Origin of the sequence: Streptomyces sp. SCSIO 30461, from assembly GCF_037023745.1 — a bacterium.
Taxonomy (GTDB): Bacteria; Actinomycetota; Actinomycetes; order Streptomycetales; family Streptomycetaceae; genus Streptomyces.
Genome location: NZ_CP146101.1, coordinates 295,866 through 310,157 on the forward strand (window position 1 = coordinate 295,866; position 14,292 = coordinate 310,157).

The window sequence follows — 14,292 nt, forward strand, 5'->3', positions numbered from 1 at the left end:
TGGTTTGCCGTACGCAGGTCCGATTCCGCTGATCTGATCCGCTGAGACCGACGGTCACGTCGGCCACGGCAAGGGGCGCCCTCGAACAGGGCGCCCCTTTTCCGTGCGCCAGTGCCCGGGGCCTGCCTGAGGGTGCCCGGGCGGGCGACGGTCCCTGTCATGCGTGGCGACCGGCGAGCAGCCGTCCCGCCGAGGCGATCGTCGCCCGGGCCTCACGCTCGCTCAGCCCCGCGCGGACCGCCGCGCCGACGAGGGCGTCCGCCAGGTCGTCGCCGATGCCGTTCTCGTACGCGCGGCAGGCCGCCCAGAACAGCCGAGTGTTGCGCTGGCCCTCATGGGCCGCTCCGACGAACTGGACCAGCCCCTCGCCTCTGGGTGGTCGGTCGCTGCCGGGCGGTACCGCGCCGGGCGGGCGCCGGCCGGGGCGGTGGACCGAGGCGGCCAGCAGGCGCAGCAGTGCGCGGGGGCAGGGCGCGGGGGCCGGCCAGGGCGTTCCGGGCGCGAACCGGTAGGCGCCGTGAGCGGACACCGAACCCGGACCGACGAGATAGCCGCCGCTACCCCGGATGTCGATCCCGGGTGCGAGTCGTCCGGCGGAGTTCGGTACGACGACATCGGGCGGCCCCGTCAGCCAGAGATGACGGCCTCCGCTGGGTGTGAGCACGGTCGCCGTGTCCGGGATCGTGAACAGGTGTTGGAGCGCCGACTGCCGCAGCGCGACCACCGCCTCGGCATCGTGCGCCGCGCCTGTGCCGGTGGCCGCGGACTTGGTGTCGAGGTCGATCCCGATCAGGTGGTGCGGTGCTCGTCCGCAGGCGATTCCGTAGCCCGTGGCCCAAGGCGCGGCGGCGAAGAGCGCCCGTATGGCGGCGGGGTCGGTCGCGGCGTCGTGTACGCCGTGCCCCGGACGTCCGCACTCGCCGTGGCACGGGTGCGAGGCCCGGACCGGGTCGTGGCGATGGGGCGACGGGATTGCGGGGAGCTTGCCGGGAGACAGGGGAATCACGGCGTGCCCGCGCTCGGCGGCGGAGAGCGCGTGGGTGAGGGCCAAGGTGACATTGCGGCGGGCGGTGGTGGCCATGACTTCTATGTTCGTACTGCAGTTCGAATAAAGGAAGGGTGAGGGTGGCCCGGTGCGGATTGGCCGAAAGGGCGCTGGAACGCTTCTTCGGGTAAAGGGGGTTTATCGACTTGTCCTCACGCTTGAGGGGGAATCGGGCACTCCGGGGTGGTTCGCAGGGGATTCGCTGGGCAACTCTGGATTCGCAACGTCGTGCACAACGGCAAACCGCGACCGAGACGCGACCTGGGTGATCAGCCAACTCGCCTGGTCTCGGACGCACTTCGGCTTATGACTTCCGTCTTCCGCACTTCCGGTCCTGGAGGAAATGACATGGCAAGCACCCGCACCGCTCGTACCGGCGCCATCCTCGCCGCACTGCCCCTCGCTGCCACGCTGTTCACCGGTGCGGCCCACGCGGACAACGGTGCCTTCGCGAACAACGGGTCGAACGCGGCGGTGGCCGGGGTCGTGGGCAGTGGCGTCGGTGGCGACAACCACGGGAACTCGACGACCACCCAGCAGGTGGCCACGGGGGCCGGGGCGTCCAACCAGAACCGCACGGCGAGTGTGAACGGCTCGGGCTTCACCGCCATCGATCAGTCCACGGACAACATCGCGGTGTTCTTCAGCAGGCTCTGGTGATCCGGCCCGAGGGGGTGCGGCTTGGGGGCGGCCGGGGGCTTTCCGAGGGGGCTCGGGGTGTCATCGGAGGGGGTGGGGATCGACCGGGGCGTGGTGGGGGGATTCCTGATGGAGGGGGCACGGCATGTGAGGAAGATCGATATGTGCGGGGGGTCGACACGTGGGGGCTCGGAGCATGAGGGGGTTCGGCTGACGGGAATCGACTGAAGGGTGACGGCGGCCTGTGCGGCGGTGCGATGGCATCGGTGCACAGGCCGCCGGTCGTTGGCTTGACAGCCCGAATCCCCCGGAGTCAACCTGACGGTCAGTCAGAAGAGCGAGACGCAACCCTTCGGGAGGCCGCCGCCGTGCACCTCGCACCGACCGCACGCCAGCAGGTGCTGCGCGCTGAACTCCGCGCGTATTTCCGCGAGCTGATGCCCGACGGACCACCGCACCCGGATGACCCGTCCGAACAGCGCCGACTGCTGAGGCGGATCGGCGCCGACGGACTGCTCGGCCTCGGCTGGCCGGTCGTCTACGGAGGGCAAGGGCGCGGAGCCGACGAGCAGTTCGTGTTCTTCGACGAGGCCTATCGCGCTGGAGCCCCGGTCTCCATGGTCACACTGAACACAGTCGGTCCGACCCTGATGAAGTACGGCACGGAGCAGCAAAAGTCCTTCTTCCTCCCGCGCATCCTCAGCGGTGACGTGGTGTTCGCGATCGGGTACAGCGAGCCCGACGCGGGTACCGATCTCGCCGCCCTGCGCACCCGGGCCGTACGCGGTGCGGGACCGGACGATGCGACGGGCGGCCACTGGCTGATCGACGGACAGAAGGTCTTCACCTCCAACGCCCAGAACGCCGACTGGATCTGGCTTGCCTGCCGCACGGAACCGGACGCTCCCAAGCACCAGGGCATTTCGATCATCCTGGTGCCGACGGACGCTTCCGGGTTCTCATGGACCCCGATCCACACGGTCGGCGGGCTGACCACCACGGCCACCCACTACGACGGGATCCGGGTCCCGGCCGCCAATCTGGTCGGCGAGGAGAACCACGGCTGGGCGCTGATCACCAACCAGCTCAACCATGAGCGAGTGGCCCTCGCCGCCGTCGGTATGCAGGCCGAGGACTTCGCTGCCGCGGCCCTCGACCACGCCCGCCGCCCCGATCCGCTGACGGGCGAGCGACCGGTGGACCGTCCGTGGGTGCGCAGCAGGATCGCCGAGGTGCACGCGAGGATCGCGGCGACCCGCTTGCTCAACTGGCGTCTGGTGGCGGATGTGGGAGCGGACCGGCTGGCTCCTGGTGACGCCAGTGGCGTGAAATTCGCCGGTACGGAGTCGGCCGTCGAGGTGTACCGGATGTGCCAGGAGGTCGTGGGGGACGCCGCACTGGTGCGGACCGGGTCCCCGGGGGCTTTCGGCGGGGATGCCGGTTTCGGCGGTGACGGCAGGGACGGCGGGGACAGCGGCGGGGGCCATGGCGCCGGTGAGCTGGAGCGGATGAACAGGGCCGCGCAGATCAACACCTTCGGGGGCGGGGTGAGCGAGGTGCAGCGGGAACTGGTGGCCACGATGCGGCTCGGTATGCGGAGGGGGAAGCGGTGAGTGGGGAAGCGGTGGGTACGGAAGCGGTCGACGACGTGGATCCGATCGGTGACGAGGAGCTGTACGAGCGCCTGAAGACCTACGAGGGCCGCCCCACAGCCGCCCCCGGCATCGGGAAGGACCCGGTCAACGAGCCGATGATCAGGCACTGGTGTGAGGCGATGGGCGACACCAATCCGGCCTACACCGGTCCGGACGGGATCGCGCCACCCACGATGCTCCAAGCCTGGACGATGGGCGGGCTCTCGGGGTACGCGGAGCGCTCGGGGGCCTACGACGAACTCTCCGCGCTGCTCGACAGCGTCGGCTGCACCTCGATCGTCGCGACCGACTGCGAGCAGGAGTACCTGCGTCCGCTGCGTCCTGGCGACCGGATCACCTTCGACTCGGTCATCGAGTCGGTGTCGCCACGCAAGACGACCAAGCTGGGCGCGGGCCATTTCATCACCACGCGCATGGACATCCGGGTGGACGGCGAACCCGTCGGTACGCACCGCTTCCGGGTCCTCAAGTACGCACCGCCCAAAGCCGGCAGTGCATCCCGGCGGCAGAACGAGTCCCATCCGAGCCGCCGCCCCTCGCCCGTGATCAACCGCGACAACGCCGGGTTCTGGGACGGCGTCGAAGAGCACCGGCTGTTGATCCAGCGCTGCGCGGACTGCGCCGAGCTCCGCTTCCCCTGGCTGCCGGGCTGCGGCGGTTGCGGCTCGCCGCGCTGGGAGGCGGTCGAGGCGAGCGGCGGTGGCACCGTCTACTCGTATGTGGTGATGCACCATCCGCCGTTCCCCGCCTTCGATCCTCCGTATGCCGTCGGACTGATCGAGCTGGCGGAAGGCGTCCGGATGGTCGGCAACGTGGTCGGGGTCCCCTGCGACGAGGTCCGGATCGGGATGCGGGTGAGGCTGGACTTCATCAAGGCGGACGAAGCCCAGGAGCTGCCGGTCTTCCGTCCGCTGGTCGACGCGGCCACAGCGGCAGGGGTGGTCTGACATGGACTTCACACCCACCGAGGAGCAGCAGGCGGCCCGTGAGCTGTCCGCGCGGATCTTCGCCGACCGGTCCACCCACGATCGGCCGGCCACGGCGGGGACCGGTACGGACGCGGAGCTGTGGAAGGCGCTGTGCGCCGCGGGGCTGCCCGGGGCCCTGGACGAGATAGGGCTGCTCGGACTCGTACTGATGCTGGAGGAGCAGGGCCGGACCACCGCTCAGGTGCCGTTGGCGGCGAGCTGTGTCTACGGGGTGCTCGCGCTGTCCCGACACGGCACGCCCGAGCAGCGAGCTCGTCTGCTGCCGGCGTTGAGGGCCGGGAGCGCGGTGGCCGTCGGCGCGTTCCCACCGCGCGGAACGGACCGCGCGACCGTGCGCGCCACGGGCGACGGGCGTCTCAGCGGCACGGTGGGCTGGGTGCCCTGGCTGCGGGACGCCACGCATGTGCTCGTCCCGGACGTCGAGCGAGTGCTGTGGCTGGTACGGGCGGCGGAGGCGCGGATCACGGCGGTGGAGACCACGGCGCCCTGGGCCGCGGCCCGGCTCACGCTCGACGGCACCCCGGCGGAGCGCGTCGGGCACGAGGACTCCGATGGCCAGGCCTACCAGGACGTGCTCGGTCTCGCCCGCGTCGCCTTCGCCGGGCTCCAGGCGGGTGTCTGCGCGGGCTCACTCGCCCATGCCGTCGCCTACACGTCGGTACGGGAGCAGTTCGGCCGTCCTCTTGCCACCAAGCAGGCCGTCCAACTCCGTGCGGCGGATGCATACATGGACACCGAGGCGATCCGGGTCACCGTGTACGAGGCGGCCTGGCGGTGCGACGAGGGGCTGACGTACGACGAGCAGGCGCTGATCGCGGGGTGGTGGGCCTCCGAAGCGGGCAAGCGGGTCGTCCACACGGGACAGCATCTGCACGGTGGTATGGGTGCCGACCTCGACCATCCGGTCCATCGGCACTTCCTGTGGGGGCGGCAGCTCGACGCGTATCTGGGCTGCGGAGCCCAACTTCTCGAAGAACTGGGGTTGCTGCTGGCGAACCCGAAGGAGGCGGTCCGATGAGTGGGATACGGAACGGTGCATCGAGTGGGGGGCCGGACGACAGACCTGGCGGTGCGCCGTGCGTGGGCGATGAACTGCCCCCGCTGGCCGTCCCGCTCACCCGCACCCTGATCGTCGCCGGAGCGATCGCGTCCCGCGACTACCAGGATGTGCACCATGACGCCGAACTCGCCAGGGCGAAGGGCTCGCCGGACATCTTCATGAACATCCTGACGACCAACGGGCTCGTCGGAAGGTACGTCACGGACCACTTCGGTCCCACCGCCGTGCTCCGCAAGGTGGCGATCCGGCTCGGAGCCCCCAACTACCCGGGCGACGTGATGACCTTGACCGGCACGATCACCGAGACGGACGTCGGGTCGGGCACGGTTCAGGTGCGGGTTGTCGGTGCGAACGGCATCGGCCGCCACGTCACCGGCGCGGTCACCGTCCAACTGCCCTTGAACCCCGTGGCGGAGGTGGGGTCGTGAGTGTGCGCAAGGCCGATCTCCTCGGTGGGCGAGCGGCGGTGGCCGGTGTCGGAGCCACCGAATTCTCCAAGGACTCCGGCCGCAGCGAGCTCACCCTCGCCGCGGAGGCGGTACGGGCGGCACTCGACGACGCCGGGCTGTCCCCCGCCGATGTCGACGGGATGGTCAGTTTCACCATGGACACCAGTCCGGAGATCACCGTGGCCCAAGCGACGGGCATCGGCGAACTCTCCTTCTTCTCCCGGGTCCACTACGGTGGTGGCGCGGCCTGCGCCACCGTCCAGCAGGCGGCCCTCGCCATCGCGGCCGGGGTCGCCGAAGTCGTGGTCTGCTACCGGGCGTTCAACGAGCGGTCGGGCCGCAGGTTCGGCTCCGGTGTACAGCGCCGGGAGCCATCGGCCGAGGGCGCGGCGCTCGGCTGGTACCTGCCGTTCGGACTGCTCACCCCCGCCTCGTGGGTGGCGATGACGGCGCAGCGCTATCTGCACGCGTACGGGCTGACCCCCGAGGCGTTCGGCCATGTCGCCGTGACCGGCCGGCGTCACGCGGCACGCAACCCCGCCGCGTACTTCCACGGGAGACCGATCACGCTCGCGGACCATGCCGCCTCTCGGTGGATAGTCGAGCCCCTGCGTCTCCTCGACTGCTGCCAGGAGACGGACGGTGGTCAGGCGATCGTGGTGACATCGGTGGAGCGGGCGCGGGAGCTGCGGCGGCCACCGGCGGTGATCGTCGCGGCGGCGCAAGGGGCAGGGCGTGCACAGGAGCAGATGACCAGCTACTACCGTGACGATCTCACCGGCCTGCCGGAGATGGGTGTCGTGGCCCGGCAGCTGTGGCGGACCTCCGGACTCGCGCCGGCCGATGTGGACGTCGCGATTCTCTATGACCATTTCACTCCTTTTGTCTTGATGCAGTTGGAGGAGTTCGGCTTCTGCAAGCCGGGTGAGGCGGCCGACTTCGTCGCGGCCGCCGGGCTTCCTCTCAATACCCACGGCGGGCAGCTCGGCGAGGCGTATCTGCACGGGATGAACGGAATCGCGGAAGCCGTCCGCCAGATTCGCGGCACTTCGGTGAACCAGGTGGCGGGCGCCGTGACGGCCCTGGTCACAGCGGGAACCGGAGTGCCGACCTCCGGACTCATCCTGGGGAGTGACGGCTGAAACGGCCTTGTTCAACGGGTGTGCGGAAGGCGGTCGCGGTGCTGTGGGGCCGCGACGGGGCCCCTCGACCCCCTACCCAGGGGCCTGGCGCCCTCCACCTTGGGGAGGTTGAGCTTACGTCGCCCCTACAACCTGAGAGGGACTCGCTTTCGGCACCCTGGGTCGATCCGGCGGCATACGGCCCGCTCATAGCGTGGAGCCATGACCACGCCAGTCTGCGCGACCGCTTCCAGGGCGGCGACGTATCCGTCCTTCTCGTCGTACGTACGGGCGCGGGGGCCCGTACTGCTGCGGACCGCCCGCTCCCTCACGGCCAACCCGTGCGACGCCGAGGACCTCCTTCAGACCGCGCTCACCAAGACGTATGTGGCCTGGGACCGCATAGAGGACCACCGGGCGCTCGACGGCTATGTGCGGCGCGCGCTCGTCAACACGCGCACGTCGCAGTGGCGCAAGCGCAAGGTCGACGAGTTCGCCTGCGACGATCTTCCCGAACCCCATGCCGTCCCCGAGCCGGACCCCGCCGAGCGCCAGGTCCTGCACGACGCGATGTGGCGCGCGGTGATGCGACTCCCGGACCGCCAGCGCGCGATGGTCGTGCTGCGGTACTACGAGGACCTCAGCGAGGCCCAGACGGCGGAGGTGCTCGGTGTCTCGGTCGGCACGGTCAAGAGTGCCGTCTCGCGTGCTCTCGGAAAGCTGCGCGACGACCCGGAGCTCGCGCCGGTGCGGTGAGCGACGGTTCGCGGTAGCGGCCCCGAAGCCCGTGGTCCGGCGCCGGGGTCGTACATGTGTGGACGGCCCGCCCTGCGGAATGCTTCCGGGGTGGGCCGCGGTCCGTCCCGGGCGAGGGCCGACGGGGCCGGAACGGAAAATGGGCTACCGGGAGGTAGTGACATACCATGCGGTATGTGCGCAGAATCTCCACACCCCTTACTGCCAGGGGTACTGCCAGGGCCGGGACGCACCCCGTCCCCGGTCGAGAGCCGAGAGCTGCGCGCCCACCGGGAGGACGCCGTGCTGAGCACCATGCAGGACGTACCACTGACCGTGACCCGCATCCTGAAGCACGGGATGACGATCCACGGCACCTCACAGGTCACCACGTGGACAGGGGAGAGCGAACCGCACCGGCGCAGCTACCGGGAGCTCGGCGAACGGACCGCTCAGCTGGCGCACGCCCTGCGGGACGAACTCGGGGTCGACGGGGACCAGCGCGTCGCCACTTTGATGTGGAACAACGCCGAGCATGTCGAGGCGTACTTCGCCGTGCCCTGCATGGGCGCCGTCCTGCACACCCTCAATCTGCGGCTGCCGGTCGAGCAGTTGGTGTTCATCGTCAACCACGCGGCGGACCGGGTCGTGATCGTCAACGGCTCCCTGCTGCCACTGCTCGCCCCGCTGCTGCCGCATCTGCCGACGGTCGAGCATGTCGTGGTGTCGGGTCCCGGTGACCGCTCGCTGCTGGATGGGGCGACCGCCCAGGTGCACGAGTACGAGGAACTGATCGCAGGGAAGCCGACCTCGTACGACTGGCCCGAGCTGGACGAGCGGTCGGCAGCGGCCATGTGCTACACCTCGGGCACCACGGGCGACCCCAAGGGCGTCGTCTACTCGCACCGCTCCATCTATCTGCACTCGATGCAGGTCAACATGGCCCAGTCGATGGGTCTCACCGACAGTGACACCAGCTTGGTCGTGGTGCCGCAGTTCCATGTCAACGCCTGGGGCCTGCCGCACGCCGTGCTGATGACTGGCGTCAACATGCTGATGCCGGACCGCTTCCTCCAGCCCGGACCGCTCGCCGAGATGATCGAGACCGAGCGCCCGACGCATGCCGCGGCCGTGCCCACCATCTGGCAGGGCCTGCTCGCCGAACTGACCGCCAAGCCCCGCGATGTGAGCTGTCTGGGACAGGTCACCATCGGTGGTTCCGCCTGCCCGCCGTCCCTGATGGAGGCGTTCGACAAGCTCGGCATGCGCGTGTGCCACGCCTGGGGCATGACGGAGACTTCCCCGCTCGGCACCATCGCCCGCCCGCCCGCCGATGCCGGCGGTACGGACGCGGAGTTCGGCTACCGCCTCACCCAGGGCCGCTTCCCGGCCGGTGTGGAGGCCCGGCTGCGCGGTCCCGGCGGGGAGTTCCTGCCCTGGGACGGGGAATCGGCGGGTGAGCTCGAGGTACGCGGACCGTGGATCGCAGGCGCGTACTACAGCGGCTCGGAAGGTGAACCGCACAGGCCGGAGGACAAGTTCAGCGAGGACGGTTGGCTGAGGACCGGTGACGTCGGCGTCATCTGCCCCCGGGGCTTCCTGACGCTCACCGACCGGGCCAAGGACGTCATCAAGTCCGGCGGTGAGTGGATCTCCTCCGTCGAACTCGAGAACGCGCTGATGGCCCACCCCGAGGTGGCCGAGGCGGCGGTCGTCGCTGTCCCGGACGAGAAGTGGGGGGAGCGCCCGCTGGCCACCATCGTGCTCAAGGAGGGTTCGACGGCCGACTACGTGTCGCTCCGTGAGTTCCTGGCCGGGCGGATCGCGAAATGGCAGCTGCCTGAGCGCTGGGCGATCATCGCGGAGGTGCCGAAGACGAGCGTCGGGAAGTTCGACAAGAAGAAGATTCGCGAAGCACATAGGTTGGGCCAGCTCGACGTAACCCGGGTCGACTGAGCTGGAGCTGCTCGCAGGACGATGAGCCCCTGGCGTGTCCGCCAGGGGCTCGTTCCGTTCGCCGCAGGAGAGAAGGCGGGCGTGCCGAGAGGGGAGAGGAGGCAGGTGGCGGCTCGGAGGGTCGCCGTCCGTCTTACCCCTGAGCGCCGGTCGCAGAGCGGGGGGACGACCGCCTCGGTCCGAGTGCCTCGGCCCGACCGGAGCGGTTCGACCGCTTCAGTTCGTACCGATCTTCGCCAGCAGGTCCACGATGCGGCCCTGCACCTCCGTGCTCGTGGAGCGTTCCGCGAGGAAGAGCACGGTCTCGCCCGCCGACAGCTTCGGGAGTTCGGCCTGGTCCAGGCCCGCCGAGGTGTAGACGACCAGCGGGGTGCGGTTCAGATGGCCGTTCGCGCGGAGCCAGTCGATGACTCCGGCGCGGCGCCGACGGATCTGCATCAGGTCCATCACCACCAGGTTCGGACGCATCTGCTGGGCCAGGGTGACGGCGTCGGTGTCGCCCAGGGCGTGGGCCACCTGCATGCCGCGGCGTTCGAGGGTCGCCGTCAGCGCGGTGGCGATGTCCTCGTTCTCCTCGATGAGCAGCACACGGGACGGGTGCTGCTCGCTGTCGCGCGGTGCGAGGGCCTTGAGGAGTATGGCGGGGTCGGCTCCGTACGCCGCCTCTCGGGTGGCCTGGCCGAGACCGGCCGCGAGCAGCACGGGAACCTCGGCCCCCACGGCCGCCTGCCGCAACGACTGGAGAGCGGTGCGGGTGATCGGGCCCGTCAGCGGGTCGACGAACAGAGCCGCTGGGAACGCGGCGATCTGCGCGTCCACCTCGTCGCGCGAGTGCACGATCACCGGACGGTAGCCGCGGTCCGTCAGAGCCTGTTGGGTGGCGACATCCGGAGCCGGCCAGACCAGCAGCCTGCGCGGATTGTCCAGCGGTTCCGGAGGCAGTTCGTCGTCCACGGGGAGGGGCGCGGGCTGGTTCGCGATCTCGATCGCGCCACCCGGGCCGTCGAGCAGTTCGGGGCCCTCCGCGCCCTCATCCGGGGCGCCGATCGCGTAGGCGCGGCCCTCGGGAGGCGTGGCGGGGATCCGCTGCTGGGGGACGGCGGGGGGCTGGGGGAGCGGGCGGGAGCCCGTCTCGGTGGCGTCGTCGTCGGGCCGGGTGGACAGCTTGCGGCGGCGTGCGGCCAGCGGCTGGTTGCCGCCGAGCGAGCGGCCCTGGCCCTGGGTTTGGCCCTGAGCCTGCGTCTGGATCTGCGCCTGGGATTGCGCGGCCTGCTGGGCGAACGGCACGCCCTGGCCCAGCGTGCGCACGTTGAACGACCTGCCCTGAGAGGCATCTGCGGGCAGCGGGGGTGCCTCGGCGGGCAGCGGCTGCGCGGTCCGCTGGGGAGCGGGCTGTGGCAGCGCGCCGTTCGCCGCCGGGGCTTCGGGGCTCACGGGGTGCGCCTGCGGAGGTGTGTGATCGCCGTGCGTGGAGTCGTCGGCATCCTGACGACCCTTATGGACCTCGCGGTCGTCGCGGTTCTCGCGGTCGTCGCGGTCCGCGTGCTCCGTTCCCGAATCAGCGGCGACCACGCGGTCTGCCTCGGCGGGCGGCAGGGCGAACGCGCTTCGGGACTCCTCGGGCGCCTGCGCCTGTGCCGGTGCGGCGCTCAGTGCGCGGCGCGCACGTCGGCCGACGGGTTCCAACGCCGCCGCGCCGACCTCGGCCACCGAGTCTTCAACGGGAGCAGGAGAGGGAGCGGGAGAGGGGCCGGGAGCAGGAGAGGGGCCGGGAGCCGGTTCGAGAGCGGGCGCGGACGCGGGCGCGGGTCCGGACGCCGGAGGCAGCGCGGGCAGCGCCGCTTGTGCCGCGGCGACCCGGCGCGCGCGGCGGCCCGTCGGCTGGGGCGCAGTGTGGACCACGGGGCCGACGCCCTGAGGCGGGACCACCGGGCCCAGCGCAGGGCGGGCCGTGTCGCCTTCCGCGGTGGCCTCGGCGGGGCTGGGCCGCCCGCGCCGGCGCCCGGTGCCGGCGACAGCGACGACGGCGGAGGGCTCGTCCGATGGCTCGGATGCAGGTGTTTCGGTTGCCTCCGCTGCTATGGGGTTCTCAAGGAACGCGTCCGTGCTCGCCCGGCGCGCCCGCCTGCGACCACCACCGCCACCGGAGGTCTCGGCAGCGGGCCCGGCCGGTACGAGCTCGGCGGGAGCCTCCGGAGCCGCGGCCACGATCCCGGCGCCCTCACCGAGCGGCACTTCGAGCACGTACGCGCTGCCGCTCATCCCCGGCACCTCGTGCGTCTGGAGCAGACCGCCATGGGCCAGCACGACCCCGCGCACGATCGGCTCATGCACCGGGTCGCCCCCTGGGTAGGGGCCGCGTACCTCGATCCGTACGACATCCCCGCGCTGCGCCGCCGCCACCACGATCGTGGAGTCGACGTAGCCGCCGCCGGCCGACGCCACGACCCGGGCGCGCCCGGTCGAGTCGACCCCGGCGACATCCGCGATCAGATGGGCCAGCGCGGTCGCCAGCCGGGTCGCGTCCACCTCGGCTTCGATCCGCGGGGCGTGCACGGCGAACTGGGCCCGTCCCTGGCCGATCAGCTCCACAGCGCCTTCCACACCGGCCGCGACCACCCCGTCGAGCAGGACCTTGGCCCGCTGGAGCGGCTCCGCGCCCGAGTCCAGGCGCTGGAAACCCAGCACGTTGTCGACCAGGGTGGTCATCCGGGCGTAGCCGGCCGCCAGGTGGTGCAGTATCTGGTTCGCTTCGGGCCAGAGCTGGCCCGCCGGGTCGGCCGCCAGCTTGCCGAGCTCGCCGCGTAGTTCCTCCAGCGGTCCGCGCAGCGAGTCGCCGAGCACGGCGGTCAGCTGATTCAGCCGGGCGTTCGCCGCGCTCTCCCGCTCCGCGCGCTCCTCGGCCTCGGCCGCGTACCGCTCGGTCCGGTCCGCGAGCTCAGCGGTGTGCTGCTCGGCCAGCGCAGTCAGCTCGGCGGTGTGCTTCTCGGCCAGCGCGCTGATCTCGGTGGTGTGCCGCTCGTCGCGTTCGGCGATCTCCGCGGTGTGGCTGGTCAGCAGTTCCTCGTAAGGCCGCCGGTCGGTGAACGTCATCACCGCGCCGACCAGCAGCTCCCCGTCCCGTACCGGGGCCGTCGTCAGGTCGACCGGGATCTTCTCGCCGCTCTTGGCGTACAGCACCTGTCCACGCACACGGTGCTTGCGGCCCGACTTGAGGGTGTCGGCGAGCGGTGAGTCCTCGTACGGGAACGGCTCGCCGTCCGGCCGCGAGTGCAGGATCAGCGTGTGCAGCTCCCGGCCGCCGAGGTCGCTTGCGCGATAGCCGAGGATCTGCGCCGCTGCCGGGTTCACGAGCACCACGCGGCCGTCGGTGTCCGTGCCGACGACGCCTTCGGCGGCGGCTCGCAGGATCATCTCGGTCTGGCGCTGCGAGCGGGCGAGTTCGACCTCGGTGTCGACAGTGCCGGAAAGATCGCGGACGACGAGCATGAGCAGCTCGTCGCCGGTGTAGCCGCCCGCGCCGCCGGGGAAGCCGTTGCTGTTGCCGCCGCCGGCCGCCGCGTACGCCTGTCGGCCGTCCTCCAGACTGGCGCTGGTCACCTCGACGGGGAACTCGCCGCCGTCGGTGCGTCGCGCGGTCATCCGGGTCGGCTTGGTCCTGCCCCGCGCGTCGGCGGATTCGGGCCGCCGCATCGAGCCCGGGATCAGCTTGGAATCGAAGGACGGAAGGAGATCGAGCAGCCCTCGCCCCACCAGTGCCGTACCCGGTGTCTCGAACATCTCAAGGGCGATGGTGTTGGCGTTGACCACCGTGCCGTTGCAGTTGACGAGTACGAGCCCGTCCGGAAGGGCGTCGAGTATGGCTGCGAGGCGAGCAGCGCCTCGGGATGGCCTGCTGCTCACGACGACGCTTCCTCCCTGACCTACTACGTTCTTCGGATGGCCGGCCCCATCTTCCCTCTCGGACCGCGGCCTGCCACTGAAGGGAGTCTAAAGGCAGGGGGTGGCCGTTCGGCGGTGGATGAGGGGGAGCTCTCACTGAGGTTCTGTGTACGGGGCCGCCGCGGCGCTCCCTCTGCTACGGGCACGATGCCGGTCGGGCGCCCCGCCTCGCCCGGCCGCTACGACCTGGCGGTCGGCAGTACCGGCTCCATCGCCCGCCACCGGCCGATCTCGCAGCCGTTGCGACGGGCGAAGGTGGCATCCACCGGCTTGCCCCGCCACGTTCCCTTGACGCGGGCGGTCGCCGGGCCCCCGTACTGCTGCGCGCACATCCGGTCCTCGCCGACCGGCGCGAAGGGGTCCTTCCCGCCCTCACCCAGCCGCTCCAGCCGGGCGCAGGCCGCCTTCGCCGCGGGGTGCGAACCGCCGGCCGGTCCGCAGTTCAGCTCATAGGTGCCGTCAGCCCTCGGGTTGCCCGTCTGCGCGGTGGTCACGATGAGCCGGTCGGTGGGCTCCTCCGGTTGGAGTAGCGGGAGCGGGAGTCCCTGCGTCTCGGCCGGCGATGCGGCGGGCGCCGGGGCCGGCGCCGGCCCCGCGGCCGGGTCAGCGGATGCGGGCGCACCGGGGGCGACGGCGAGGAGAGTGGCCACGGATGCCGTGGCGGTCATAGCGAGACGGCGCAGCATGGATGCTCCTGGATG

General features: G+C 71.1%; 11 protein-coding genes. 8 read left to right on the forward strand and 3 right to left on the reverse strand.

Annotation, left to right across the window (positions count from 1 at the left end; genetic code table 11):
• Positions 1 to 157: 157 nt before the first annotated feature.
• Positions 158 to 1,081, reverse strand: a complete 924-nt coding sequence (locus V1460_RS01390; protein WP_338671626.1) for a bifunctional DNA primase/polymerase — start codon at positions 1,079 to 1,081, stop codon at positions 158 to 160.
• A 312-nt stretch (positions 1,082 to 1,393) separates the two neighbouring features.
• Between V1460_RS01390 and V1460_RS01395 the strand changes: the two genes are divergently transcribed.
• The 8 genes from V1460_RS01395 to V1460_RS01430 all read left to right on the forward strand — a co-directional run bounded on the left by V1460_RS01395 (position 1,394) and on the right by V1460_RS01430 (position 9,649).
• Positions 1,394 to 1,705, forward strand: a complete 312-nt coding sequence (locus V1460_RS01395) for a hypothetical protein (protein ID WP_338671627.1) — start codon at positions 1,394 to 1,396, stop codon at positions 1,703 to 1,705.
• A 347-nt stretch (positions 1,706 to 2,052) separates the two neighbouring features.
• Complete coding sequence (locus V1460_RS01400; RefSeq protein ID WP_338671628.1) at positions 2,053 to 3,297, forward strand: acyl-CoA dehydrogenase family protein; 1,245 nt, start codon at positions 2,053 to 2,055, stop codon at positions 3,295 to 3,297.
• An 11-nt stretch (positions 3,298 to 3,308) separates the two neighbouring features.
• Positions 3,309 to 4,286 (forward strand): OB-fold domain-containing protein, encoded by a 978-nt coding sequence (locus V1460_RS01405; RefSeq protein WP_338677851.1) that lies wholly within the window; start codon positions 3,309 to 3,311, stop codon positions 4,284 to 4,286.
• Position 4,287: 1 nt separating this feature from the next.
• Positions 4,288 to 5,346: an acyl-CoA dehydrogenase family protein gene (locus V1460_RS01410; protein WP_338671629.1), complete on the forward strand. Its 1,059-nt coding sequence runs from the start codon at positions 4,288 to 4,290 to the stop codon at positions 5,344 to 5,346.
• Positions 5,343 to 5,816 carry a MaoC family dehydratase gene (locus tag V1460_RS01415; protein WP_338671631.1) on the forward strand — a complete coding sequence of 158 codons (474 nt, stop codon included), beginning with the start codon at positions 5,343 to 5,345 and terminating at the stop codon, positions 5,814 to 5,816. The genes V1460_RS01410 and V1460_RS01415 overlap by 4 nt, the downstream gene beginning before the upstream one ends.
• On the forward strand, positions 5,813 to 6,979 hold the full coding sequence (locus tag V1460_RS01420) for a lipid-transfer protein (RefSeq protein ID WP_338671632.1): 1,167 nt from the start codon (positions 5,813 to 5,815) through the stop codon (positions 6,977 to 6,979). Before V1460_RS01415 ends, V1460_RS01420 begins: the two co-directional genes overlap by 4 nt.
• 201 nt (positions 6,980 to 7,180) lie before the next feature.
• Positions 7,181 to 7,714 (forward strand): SigE family RNA polymerase sigma factor, encoded by a 534-nt coding sequence (locus V1460_RS01425; protein WP_338671633.1) that lies wholly within the window; start codon positions 7,181 to 7,183, stop codon positions 7,712 to 7,714.
• Between the two features lie 282 nt (positions 7,715 to 7,996).
• Complete coding sequence (locus V1460_RS01430) at positions 7,997 to 9,649, forward strand: long-chain fatty acid--CoA ligase (protein ID WP_338671634.1); 1,653 nt, start codon at positions 7,997 to 7,999, stop codon at positions 9,647 to 9,649.
• A 216-nt stretch (positions 9,650 to 9,865) separates the two neighbouring features.
• Here the strand turns inward: V1460_RS01430 and V1460_RS01435 are convergent, their stop codons facing one another.
• Together V1460_RS01435 and V1460_RS01440 are read right to left on the reverse strand one after the other, a co-directional pair.
• Positions 9,866 to 13,552, reverse strand: a complete 3,687-nt coding sequence (locus tag V1460_RS01435) for a PAS domain-containing protein (RefSeq protein ID WP_338671635.1) — start codon at positions 13,550 to 13,552, stop codon at positions 9,866 to 9,868.
• A gap of 218 nt (positions 13,553 to 13,770) precedes the next feature.
• On the reverse strand, positions 13,771 to 14,277 hold the full coding sequence (locus tag V1460_RS01440; protein ID WP_338671637.1) for an SSI family serine proteinase inhibitor: 507 nt from the start codon (positions 14,275 to 14,277) through the stop codon (positions 13,771 to 13,773).
• Positions 14,278 to 14,292: the final 15 nt, after the last annotated feature.